Consider the following 11550-nt stretch of genomic DNA (forward strand, 5'->3'; position numbering starts at 1 on the left):
TCAAGAACCGGGCGACGCGTCGAAGACCGGTTGTGCCCAGGGCGGCGGGCCGGGGATCGGATCGGAACGTCGCACGGCCGTGACCGTCCGGCGACCCGCGCGAGTCGGTGCGCGGGACTCCGTACGGGAACCGCCGATGGCAGCCCGCAACGCGCCCACGAACTCCAGGCAGGACTCGTGACGGTCCTCGGGAACCTTGGCCAGCGCCTTCGCGATCACACCATCCAGTTCCGGCGGCAACTCCGACCGCATCCCGCTCAGGGGAGGTGGAGTGTCGTACTGATGGGCCCACAGCAGCGCGATGTCGTCTTCCTGACGGAATGGAGGCCTGCCCGCGAGTATCTCGTAGACGACGCAGGCAAGGCTGTAAAGGTCGCATCGGCCATCCACCGGACGACCCGAGATCTGCTCGGGCGCCACATAGTCCAGCGTTCCGACGAATTCCCCCACCGTCGTGAATCCCGACAGCGACAAGGACTTCTTCGTCAGTCCGAAATCCGTGAGATAGACATGCTCGGGATGCTCGCTGTCCGTGCCCTGTGCCACCAGGACATTTCCCGGTTTGACGTCCCGGTGCACCAGATCGTGCTCATGGGCCGCGTCGAGCGCCGACGCGACCTGACCCGCGATGCGCAGGGCGGTGTCGACACTCAGCACACCCTCCCGGTCGATCAAGGCCCGCAGATCGCACCCCGACACATAACGCATGGCGATATACAGCACACCGTCCATCTCGCCGGCCTCGAAAATCGGCACGATATGCGGATGGTCGATCGCGGCAGCCACGCGCGACTCGTGCATAAAACGCTTGCGGAACGTGTCATTCCGGGCCATTTCCGGAGTGAGCAGCTTCAGCGCCACCGTCCGTTCCAGGCGCAGATCCCTCGCGCAGTACACCACCGCCATTCCCCCATGTCCGATCTCACGCAGCACCTCATAGCCGGCAATCCGCGTCCCCACCAGATCGAACGTCTCGCGCACTGCTCGTCACCTGTCCCTACGGCCCATTCATGCCAAAACCCTATGCCCGGCATCATGCGCACGCAGGACGACAGGGTCATGTTCCGACAGCTCGGGACTTGACGCGGGCACCGGATCGGCTCTCTTCGCACTCGTCCTTCGAAGCGCAATCCCGAACGGCCCCGCCGACGTACTGAAAGTAGGGCCGCAACCACAGCCCTGTGCGGCTGCGGTCATCCCTCGCGTGACGCCGAGAGTCGCGCGAGACGATGGAAGGAAGAGTGCATCCGTCATGCGAGCACACCGCGCGAGGCGTCTCGTCGCGGCGTCCGCGGTCAGCGTTCTGCTGGCCGGCGGCGCTTCGATCGGCGCAGCAGGCACGGCCGCGGCGGCAGCCCCTGCCGTGCACCCCCAGGTGACCACCAACATGTGCTTCGGCCGCAGCGACTTCCGCTGCTTCGACCGCGGCGGGTTCCGCTTCGACCACAGCCAGTTCTGCTTCAACCACCCCGGGTTCTGCTTCGGCAACCACTTCGGCAACCGCTTCGATCACCGCTTCGACCACCGCTTCTTCAACAACGGATCCTTCGTGATCATTGTGTTCTAGTACGTGATCATCGGGTTCCGGTCGTGGTCGCCGCGGACACAAGAGGGCGTGCCCATCGCGGGCGCGCCCCCTTCGTATGCGCCGACTCACGGGTGGGGCCCGCCCGTCGAGGTCACAGGGTGGGATCGCCGAACTGTTCGAGGAGAACGTCGACCGGTGTGTAGACCGCGCCGGCGGAGGCGCCGTCGTGGAGGACCTGTTCCGCCCAGATGACCTTGCCGCCACGGTTGTACCGCGTACCCCATCGCTGCGCGAACTGTGCCACGAGGAACAGCCCCCGGCCGCCCTCGTCCGTGGTCGTCGCCCGCCGCAGCCGGGGCGAGGTGCTGCTGCCGTCCCACACCTCTGAGGTCAGACAACGCCCGTTCAGCAGCCGCAGCTTGACCGGTGGCGATCCGTACCGGATGGCGTTCGTGGTCAGCTCGCTGAGAATCAGTTCCGTGGTGAAGCCGACTTCCTCCAGCCCCCACTCCCGCAGCTTCTCCCTGCATTCGGCCCGGATGGACGGCACCACCGCCGGGTCCGACGGTACGTCCCACTCCGCCACGCGCGAGGACGGGAACAGCCGGGTCCGTGCTGTCAGCAGCGCGATGTCGTCGCCGGGGTGTGTCGGCTTCAGCGCATCCATCACCATGGCGCAGGTCTCCTCCGCGGTGCGGCCCCCGGCCCCGCCCAACACCCGGCGCAGCCTCTCCAGACCCACGTCGATGTCGCGGGTACGGTCCTCCACCAAACCGTCGGTGTAGAGCACCAGTTGGGAACCCTCGGCGAGGCGCAGCTCGACGGTTTCGAAGGGGTAGCCGCCCAGACCCAGCGGTGCCGAGGCCGGCACGCCGGGAGAGGTGACGGTTCCGTCCGGACCCACCACCAGCGGTTCGGGATGCCCCGCGCGGGCCATCGTGCACGCCCCCGAAACCGGGTCGTAGACCGCGTACAGGATCGTCGCTCCCGTCACCCCCTCACCCTCGTGGTCCTCGGCGAGACCGTCGGTGTCCTCCTCCTCGTCCATGCGTACGACCAGGTCGTCCAGGTACCCGAGCACCTCGTCGACCGGCAGGTCCAGCGTGGAGAAGTTGTGCACCGCGGTGCGCAGCCGGCCCATCGTCGCCGCCGCGTGCAGCCCGTGCCCGACGACATCGCCCATCACCAGCGCCACCCGGGCACCCGGCAGGGGGATGACGTCGAACCAGTCCCCGCCCACCCCGGCCTCCGCCGGCACGTACCGCCAGGCCACCTCCAGCGCGTCCTGTTCCGGCTGTCCCCGGGGCAGGAGACTGCGCTGCAGCGTCACCGCCGTCGCGTGCTCCCGGGCGAACCTACGGGCGTTGTCGATCGCCACCGCGGCCCGCGCGCCCAGCTCCTCCGCGACGGACAGATCGTCCCGCTCGTACGGCGGGGAATCCACCGTCCGATAGAAGTTCACCACGCCCAGCGGTACGCCCCTGGCCTGCAGCGGCACGGTCACCAGGGAGTGCAGCCCGCGCTCCAGGGCCTTCTCGGTGCGCTCCGGATCCTGCTGCTGCCAGGCGTGGGCATGCCGCAGGTCCGCCTCCAGCACACCCCGCCCCTCCTGCAGCGTCCGCATCTGCGGGGTGTCCGGCGAGAAGGTGATCACTTCGCCGAGCGGATACACCGGCATCCTCGACTGTTCGCCGCTGAGTGCCGCACGGTGCAGATGCCGCCATCCCTCCGCCGTCGGCTCCAGCCCGCGCAGCACCGCCTCCAGCAGATCCACGGTGACGAGATCGGCGAACCGCGGCACCGCGACATCGCCCAACTCCCGGGCCGTACGCCGTACATCCAGCGTCGTCCCGATCCGCATGCCCGCCTCGTACAACAGCGTCAGCCGCTCCCGCGCGACCTCGGCCCGCCCGGAGACCGCGACCAGCTCCGTGGTGTCCCGCAAGGTCACCACGTTGCTTCCCCGGTCCGTGTCCCGGAGCGTGGACCGCTTGCTCACCGCGAGCAACCGGTCGTCCGCGAGATGCACCTCGTCGGTCACCATCTCCGGCGATGTGAGCACGGACGTGAGCTGCTCCGGCAGCCCCAGCTCCCGCACCGGGCGCCCCAGCGCGTCGGGCCCCAGGCCGAGCAGCCGCTGTGCCTCGTCATTGGCCAGCGTCAGCCGTCCGTCGGCGTCGACGATCAGCACCCCTTCCCGCACCGAGTGGAGGACCGCGTCGTGGTGCTCGTACATCCGCGCCAGCTCCACGGGGGCCAGACCGTGCGTCTGACGCCGCACACGCCGGGAGATCAGCGTGGTGCCGGTCGTCGCGAGTGCCAGCGCGACTGCACCGGAGCCGATGATGATCGGCAGTTGTGGCATCCAGCGTTGCGTCACGTTGTCGATCGTGATTCCGGCGGAGACCAGCCCGACGACCTTTCCGTGCGAGTCGGTCACCGGGACCACGGCCTGTACGGCTATTCCCCTGCCGGCCGGCAGGGGCGGACCGCCGGCCTGCTCGATGACGGTGCGGCCTTCCAGCGCCGGTTTGATGTTGCCGACGAACTTCTTCCCGATCTCCTTGGGGTACGGATACGTATAACGAATTCCGTCGGTGTTCATGACGACGATGAAATCGACGCCCGCCCTCTTACGTGCTGCCTCGGCTCGTGGCTGCAGGGCCGCGGTCGGATCCCGGCCGCGCAGCGCTTCGTCCACACCGGGGGCGTTCGCGAACCCCTGCGCCGCGACGACCGACTCGCGACGTCCCTGCCGCACGGCGTCCCGGTCCGCCTGGATCACCAGAGCGACCACCGCCGCGACGACGAGCAGTACCACGATCATGATCTGGAGGAGGAACCCCTGCCCGGCCGCGCTGCGTGGGTTCACCAGGGAATCCCGGTCACGCAGCCGCCGGGTGAGGGGATGACGCGACGGGCTCCGAAAACGCCCGAAAGGTCCCATATAACCTTGATAACACCGCTGCGTGAGCCCTGACCTGCTCAGCCGGAACCGTCGCGGCCGAGCGAGTCCTGGCCTGGTGTGTAGTGACCCTCCCATGAAGTCCATGCCCAAGGAGCCGGCAGATCTCGTACGAGCCCTCGGAGCCGCCGGGATCAGGGACGAGCGACTGCTCGAAGTCGTGCGAACAACGCCTCGGGCGGCATTCGTCCCGGCCGGACACGAGGCCGACGCCTACCGCGACGTACCCATAGCGATCGGGCAGGGACAGGTCACCACCCAGCCGTCGCTGTCCGCCATGATGATCGAGAGCCTCGGTCTGGACGGCAGCGAGCACGTCCTCGAGATCGGTACCGGCCTCGGCTTCCAGACCGCGCTGCTCGCCCGGCTGGCCGCCGACGTGGTCAGCATCGAGACCCGGCCGGGCATCGCCCACCAGGCGCGGGAGAACCTCGCACGCCAGGGCGTACGGAACGTGGACTTGCGGATCGGCGACGGCAGCGGCGGCGTGCCCGACCGCGCTCCGTACGACGCCGTCCTCGTGTCCGCCGCGTACCCGGACGTGCCCGCGCCCCTGGCCGCGCAGGTACGGCCGCGCGGCCGCCTGGTGCAGCCCATCGGTCCCGGCGGGCACGAGCAGGTGGTGTGCTTCGAGCGCACCTCATCGGGGCTGGAGCAGGTGCGGATGGTGACCGGGGCGTGCTTCGTGCGACTGCAGGGGCAATACGCCTTTCCGCCGGGCGACGCGGAGTTCCCTACGCGTCCATGACGCGTACGACCGCCAGCGTGATGTTGTCGGGGCCGCCCGCCTCGATGGCGGCCTTCCACAGCTCGACCGCCGCACGGCCGTCGTCGTGCTCCCGCATCACGTCGTCGATCATATCCGGCGGCACCGGATCGGTCAGACCGTCCGTGCAGATGAGGTAGCGGTCACCGAGCGCCAGGGAGGCGGTTGCCACATGCGGCTGGACGGCGCGGTACGTGCCGGTGCCGCCCAGGCACTGCGTCACGAGGGAGGTGGTGCGCCGCCCGGGTCCCAGCGGAGGGGAGTCGTCGACGCTGACCTGGAGCAGTCCGCGACTGGAGGCCGCGAAGACCCGGCTGTCGCCCACGTTGAACACCAGGAGCGAGCCGGGCTGTACGACAGCGCCGGCGATCGTCGTCCCCATGGTGGTGAGCTCGCTTCCCTCGTCGCCGCCGGAGGCCAGGTAGACGGCCCGGTTGCAGTCGTTCAGTGCGTCGCGGACGGCGTCCTCGCTGCTCAGGGCGGGACCGATCGACGCGATCCGGCGGACCACCAGGGCGCTGGCCACGTCGCCGCCGGGATGCCCGCCGAGCCCGTCCGCGACGGCGACGACGAGAGGCGTCGCGAGCGGGAAGTACAGCGTCTGCGGGCTCTCGGTCACCGTGGCGCACAGCGTCCACGGTCCGATGACGAGGCTGTCCTCGTTCCGGGAGCGCAGCAGCCCGGGATGGCTCAGCGCACTCACCGCCACGTACGGCACGGAACGCCACCGCCTTCCCGCACCGGGCACACAGCCCTAGGTCGGCCGATGGTCATGCATCAAGGGTAGGCGTGCTCGACATGACTCCCGCAAGTCGCGGCGTTACGTTGGCTGCGACAGCGGAAGGCGCGAGGCGGGAGCTCGCCATGGGCCTGCGGCAGTGGATCGACGGCTGGCCGGTGTACCGGCAGATCACCGGTGACGACGCACTGGGCAGGGGAAGCGCGGCCCGCTCGCGCGGCACCGAGCAGCTGTCCGCGCGTACCGAGCGGGCCGACAGGGTTGTACGGTCCGTGTGCCCGTACTGTGCCGTGGGCTGCGGCCAGAAGGTATTCGTCGAGGACGAGAAGGTCATCCAGATCGAGGGCGACCCGGACTCCCCGATCTCACGCGGCCGGCTGTGCCCCAAGGGCTCGGCCAGCAAGCAGCTGGTGACCGGCCCCGGCCGGATCAGCGCCGTCCTCCACCGGCCACCGCACGGCGCGGGATGGGAGCGGATCCCGCTCGACCGGGCGATGGACATGATCGCCGACCGGGTCCTCGAGACCCGTCGGCAGACCTGGCAGGACACGCACCACGGTGTTCCCGTCCGGCGCACGCTCGGCATCGCCTCCCTCGGCGGAGCGACGCTGGACAACGAAGAGAACTACCTGATGAAGAAGCTCTACACGGCGCTGGGCGCGATCCAGATCGAGAACCAGGCGCGGATTTGACACTCCGCCACCGTCCCCGGTCTGGGGACCTCGTTCGGCCGTGGCGGAGCCACGACGTTCCAGCAGGACCTGGCCGAGGCCGACTGCATCGTCATCCAGGGCTCGAACATGGCCGAGTGCCATCCGGTCGGCTTCCAGTGGGTGATGGAGGCCAAGGAACGCGGCGCCACGATCATCCACGTCGACCCCCGCTTCACCCGCACCAGCGCGCTCGCGGACGTCCATGTCCCGCTCCGGGCCGGATCCGACATCGCCTTCCTCGGCGCCCTGATCAACCATGTGCTGAGCAACGACAAGGACTTCCGCGAGTACGTGGTCGCCTACACCAACGCCCCGGCGATCCTGCGCGAGGACTTCGCCGACACCGAGGACCTGGACGGGCTGTTCTCCGGCTACGACCCGGACAGCCGCCACTACGACACCACCAGCTGGATGTACGAGGGCGCGCGGGTCGCGGCCGCGGCCGGCGAGCGGGACCAGTGGCGGACATCGGGGGAGGAGGGCGAGCGGGGCACGGCTGCCGGACACCAGCACGGAGGGCGGGAGGCGCACGAGAGCTCCCGTTCGCAGTCGTACGGCTCCGGCGGCCCCGCCCTGAGCGGGAAGCCGGCCATGGACCCGACGCTGCGACACCCGCGCTGTGTGTACCAGGTGCTCAAGCGCCATTTCGCCCGCTACACACCGGAGTTGGTCGAGGACGTCTGTGGCGTTCCCCGCGAGCTGTTCGCCCAGGTGGCCGAGGCCATCACCACCAACTCGGGACGCGAACGCACCACGGCACTGTGCTACTCCGTCGGCTGGACCCAGCACACCGTCGGGGTGCAGTACATCCGGACCGCGTCCATCCTGCAGACGCTGCTGGGCAACATCGGCCGGCCGGGCGGCGGCATCCTGGCACTGCGCGGGCACGCCAGCATCCAGGGCTCCACGGACGTACCGACGCTGTTCGACCTGCTGCCCGGCTACATCCCCATGCCGCACGCCCATCAGCACCAGGACCTGGACGCGTTCGTGGCCGCGGACGCCGGCACCACCGGCTTCTGGGGCAACATGCGCGCGTACACGGTGAGTCTGCTCAAGGCGTGGTGGGGAGAAGCGGCCACCGAGGAGAACGACTACCGCTTCGACTGGCTGCCCCGTCTGACCGGCGACCACGGCACCTACCAGACCGTGCTCAACCAGCTCTCGGGGCAGTGCAAGGGGTACTTCCTCGTCGGCGAGAACCCCGCGGTCGGCTCGGCCAACGGCAAGCTCCAGCGCCTCGGCCTGGCGAACCTGGACTGGCTGGTGGTGCGCGACCTGCGGCTGATCGAGAGCGCGACCTTCTGGAAGGACGGCCCGGAGATCGAGACCGGTGAGCTGCGCACCGAGGAGATCCCGACGGAGGTGTTCTTCCTGCCGGCCGCGGCGCACACGGAGAAGAACGGCAGCTTCACCAACACCCAGCGGCTGCTGCAGTGGCACCACGCGGCGGTCGAGCCGCCCGGCGACGCCCGCAGCGACCTGTGGTTCTACCACCACCTCGGACGGATCATCAGGGAGAAGCTCGCCGGATCCACCGACCCACGCGACCGCCCCCTGCTCGACCTCACCTGGGACTACCCGACGTCGGGCCCGCTGGCCGAACCGAGCGCCGACGCCGTCCTGGCCGAGATCAACGGGTACGGGCCGGACGGGCAGCCCCTGTCGACGTACACCCAGCTGCGCGACGACGGCTCCACCTCCTGCGGAGTCTGGATCTACTGTGGGGTCCACGCCGACGGGCACAACCATGCGGCGAACCGCCGACCGCGCGACGAACAGAGCCGGGTCGCCCCCGACTGGGGCTGGGCCTGGCCGGCCAACCGCCGCATCCTCTACAACCGGGCGTCGGCCGACCCCGAGGGACGACCGTGGAGCGAACGCAAGCGGTATGTGTGGTGGGACGCCGGACAAGGCCGGTGGACCGGGGACGACATCCCGGACTTCGAGGCCGACAAACCGCCCGACTACCGGCCGCCGCCGGACGCGAGGGCCCAGGACGCCCTGGCCGGCACCGACCCGTTCATCATGCAGAGCGACGGCCGCGCCTGGCTGTTCGCACCGGCCGGACTGGCCGACGGCCCGCTGCCCGCACACTACGAGCCCTACGAGTCGCCGGTGGACAACCCGCTGTACGGCCGGCAGACGAACCCCACGCTCCAGGCCTACGACCACCCGGCCAACCCGTACCACCCGGCAGGCAGCCCGGTGTATCCGTACGTGTTCACCACCTACCGCCTCACCGAGCACCACACGGCCGGCGGCATGAGCCGTACGCTGCCCTATCTGTCCGAGCTGCAGCCGGAGTTCTTCTGCGAGGTCTCCCCGGAACTCGCCACGGAGCGACGCCTGAAGCACCTGGGCTGGGCGACCATCACCACGGCCCGCACGGCGGTCGAGGCGAGAGTGTTGGTGACCGACCGCATCAAATCCCTGCGGATCCGCGGCCGCACCATCCACCAGGTGGGGATCCCCTACCACTGGGGTCCGGACGGGCTGTCCACGGGTGACTCGGCCAACGACCTGCTGTCCGTGGTGCTCGACCCGAACGTACGCATCCAGGAGTGCAAGGCGGCGACCTGCGACATCAGGCCGGGCAGGCGCCCACGTGGCCCGGCGCTCGGCGCCCACGTGGCGGCCTGCCGGCGGCGCGCCGGCCTGCCGGACGACAGCCCGCCGGGCGACGACACCCCACAGGGCCCAGGAGAGGGGCAGCCATGACCACCGCGGACCACAACAGGCTGTCCGGCCCGCTGGCCGACCCCGCCGCGGACGCCGGTTACCCGGACACCCACCCGCCCCGGATGGGATTCTTCACGGACACCTCCGTCTGCATCGGCTGCAAGGCCTGCCAGGTGGCCTGCAAGGAGTGGAACCTGGTCCCGGCGGAGACCGAGGAACTCGACCTGCTGGGGCAGTCGTTCGACAACACGGGCGCGCTGAACGCCAACAACTGGCGGCACGTGGCGTTCATCGAGCAGAAGGTGACACCGGAGCGGCCCCCGGTCGATCTGGGCATGCCGACCGTCGGCCCGCCCGTTCCCGACGCGGAAACCGGCGACGGCCAGGTGCGCTGGCTCATGTCCAGCGATGTGTGCAAGCACTGCACCCACGCCGCCTGCCTGGACGTCTGCCCGACCGGGTCGTTGTTCCGCACCGAGTTCGGGACCGTGGTGGTGCAGGCGGACATCTGCAACGGCTGCGGATACTGCGTGCCGGCCTGCCCGTACGGCGTGATCGACATCCGTCCCGGCGACGGCCGGGCCTTCAAGTGCACGCTGTGCTACGACCGGTTGGGAGCGGGCCGGGAACCGGCCTGCGCCCAGGCGTGCCCGACCGACTCCATCCAGTTCGGCCCGCTGGAGGACCTGCGCGAGCGGGCCGACCGGCGCGTGGCCGAGCTGCACGAGCGCGGAGTGGACCAGGCGCGGCTGTACGGCCGGGATCCGGACGACGGCGTCGGCGGTGACGGCGCGTTCTTCCTTCTGCTGGACGAGCCCGAGGTGTACGGGCTCCCGCCGGACCCGGTGGTCACCACCCGCGACCTGCCGTCGATGTGGCGGCACGCGGCCACGGCCGCCGTCGGTGTGGCCGTGAGCGTGGCGCTGTCCTTCCTGGGACGGGGGACCGTGGAGAGGAGAAAGCCGTGACGGGGAGCGGCGGTGAGCGGGAGCGCCTCATGGTTCCGCGCGCGGAGTTCCGGTCGTACTACGGCCGGCCGATCCTCAAGCGCCCCACATGGAAGGTGCCGGACGTGCCGGCCTATCTGTTCCTCGGAGGAACGGCCGGTGCCTCGGCGACCATGGCGGCGGTGGCCGAACTGACCGGCCGCCGGGAACTGGCCGGAACAGGCCGATGGGTCGCCGCCGCCGCGTCGGTGGCCAGTGTCACCGCACTGGTCCATGACCTCGGCCGACCCGAACGGTTCACGCATATGCTGCGTGTCCTCAAGCCGACCTCACCGCTGTCGGTGGGCTCCTGGATCCTCGCGCCGTTCTCCACGCTCGCCACCGCCTCGGCCGCCTCACTGGCCACCGGACGGCTGCCGAGGCTCGGTCGGCTCGCCGCACTCGGCTCCGGGACGCTGGGGCCCGCGATGTGCACGTACACCGCGGTGCTGCTCTCCGACACCGCGGTGCCGGCGTGGCACGAGGCGTATCCGGAACTGCCGTATGTGTTCGCGGGCAGCGCGCTGACCAGCGCCGCGGGTGCCGCACTGCTCTGGGCACCCGGCGCGGACCACAGGCCGCCGATCCGAATGAGCCTCTTCGGCGTGGGCATGGAACTCGCCGCGATGCGCCGCATCGAGCGGCGGCTCGGACCGGCCGGTGAGCCCTACCTCATGGACCGGCCGGGCCGGCTGCTGACCCTGAGCAAGGCACTGACCGCGGCCGGAGCCGGTCTGTCGCTTCTCGCCGGTCGCCGAACGGCCCGGCTCCTGGCCGGAGGGTCGTACCTGGCAGCGGGACTGTGCACCCGGTTCGGCGTCTTCGCGGCAGGCATCGCGTCCGCCGAGGACCCGGCCTATGTGGTGACCACGCAGCGGCGGCGGCTTGGGCGGGACCGCGATTCGTAGAGTGCAACTCCCTCTCGTGCAGGGCAGGTTGACGGCTGGTTGCAACGTGGCTGAACCCAGCCCCGATGACCTGTGCGCCGAGGATCCGATGCGCCGTCAGTATTGACGTGTGCACGTCCAGTGGCTACGTTGCGACAGTGCTCCGAGTCGGCCGGCCGGGAGCGAGACAACGTTGTCAGGAGACAACGTTGTCACCTCCCGGACTCCGCCGCTTTCCTCTCCACCACCCCAACTGGTCGCCCCCGCTGGGTCTTTCGTCGTCC

Annotated in this window: 8 protein-coding genes; 5 read left to right on the forward strand and 3 right to left on the reverse strand. The window is 69.9% G+C overall.

Going from position 1 to position 11550, the window contains the following annotated elements:
• Positions 1-981, reverse strand: a complete 981-nt coding sequence (locus tag N8I87_RS38150; protein ID WP_263215446.1) for a serine/threonine-protein kinase — start codon at positions 979-981, stop codon at positions 1-3.
• A 271-nt stretch (positions 982-1252) separates the two neighbouring features.
• Here N8I87_RS38150 and N8I87_RS38155 point away from each other — a divergent pair, with 271 nt between their 5' ends.
• Positions 1253-1567, forward strand: a complete 315-nt coding sequence (locus N8I87_RS38155) for a hypothetical protein (RefSeq protein WP_263215447.1) — start codon at positions 1253-1255, stop codon at positions 1565-1567.
• Between the two features lie 112 nt (positions 1568-1679).
• Here N8I87_RS38155 and N8I87_RS38160 read toward each other — a convergent pair whose 3' ends face one another.
• On the reverse strand, positions 1680-4355 hold the full coding sequence (locus N8I87_RS38160) for a SpoIIE family protein phosphatase (RefSeq protein ID WP_263216870.1): 2676 nt from the start codon (positions 4353-4355) through the stop codon (positions 1680-1682).
• A gap of 223 nt (positions 4356-4578) precedes the next feature.
• Here N8I87_RS38160 and N8I87_RS38165 point away from each other — a divergent pair, with 223 nt between their 5' ends.
• The gene (locus tag N8I87_RS38165; RefSeq protein ID WP_263215448.1) at positions 4579-5241 is read left to right on the forward strand and encodes a protein-L-isoaspartate O-methyltransferase family protein; all 663 of its coding nucleotides are present in this window, start codon (positions 4579-4581) and stop codon (positions 5239-5241) included.
• On the opposite strand, the gene N8I87_RS38170 is transcribed toward N8I87_RS38165, so the two are convergent.
• The gene (locus N8I87_RS38170; RefSeq protein WP_263215449.1) at positions 5228-5977 is read right to left on the reverse strand and encodes a PP2C family protein-serine/threonine phosphatase; all 750 of its coding nucleotides are present in this window, start codon (positions 5975-5977) and stop codon (positions 5228-5230) included. The genes N8I87_RS38165 and N8I87_RS38170 overlap by 14 nt on opposite strands.
• A 146-nt stretch (positions 5978-6123) precedes the next feature.
• Here N8I87_RS38170 and fdh point away from each other — a divergent pair, with 146 nt between their 5' ends.
• The 3 genes from fdh to nrfD are packed head-to-tail and all read left to right on the forward strand — an operon-like array spanning position 6124 to position 11287.
• Positions 6124-9432: a formate dehydrogenase gene (fdh, locus tag N8I87_RS38175; RefSeq protein WP_263215450.1), complete on the forward strand. Its 3309-nt coding sequence runs from the start codon at positions 6124-6126 to the stop codon at positions 9430-9432.
• A complete protein-coding gene (locus tag N8I87_RS38180) occupies positions 9429-10361 on the forward strand; it encodes a 4Fe-4S dicluster domain-containing protein (RefSeq protein WP_263215451.1) in 933 nt (310 codons plus the stop codon). The genes fdh and N8I87_RS38180 overlap by 4 nt, the downstream gene beginning before the upstream one ends.
• Positions 10358-11287 (forward strand): NrfD/PsrC family molybdoenzyme membrane anchor subunit, encoded by a 930-nt coding sequence (gene nrfD, locus N8I87_RS38185; RefSeq protein ID WP_263215453.1) that lies wholly within the window; start codon positions 10358-10360, stop codon positions 11285-11287. Before N8I87_RS38180 ends, nrfD begins: the two co-directional genes overlap by 4 nt.
• Positions 11288-11550 lie beyond the last annotated feature (263 nt).

It is taken from the genome of Streptomyces sp. HUAS 15-9, assembly GCF_025642155.1.
Taxonomy (GTDB): domain Bacteria; phylum Actinomycetota; class Actinomycetes; order Streptomycetales; family Streptomycetaceae; genus Streptomyces.

What these genes read in the sequence shown, in the direction of transcription:
- N8I87_RS38165 (WP_263215448.1), top strand. Translation starts at nt 4,579, where the DNA reads ATGCCCAAGGAGCCGGCAGATCTCGTACGAGCCCTCGGAGCCGCCGGG.
- N8I87_RS38180 (WP_263215451.1), top strand. Translation starts at nt 9,429, where the DNA reads ATGACCACCGCGGACCACAACAGGCTGTCCGGCCCGCTGGCCGACCCC.
- N8I87_RS38155 (WP_263215447.1), top strand. Translation starts at nt 1,253, where the DNA reads ATGCGAGCACACCGCGCGAGGCGTCTCGTCGCGGCGTCCGCGGTCAGC.
- N8I87_RS38160 (WP_263216870.1), bottom strand. Translation starts at nt 4,355, where the DNA reads ATGATCGTGGTACTGCTCGTCGTCGCGGCGGTGGTCGCTCTGGTGATC.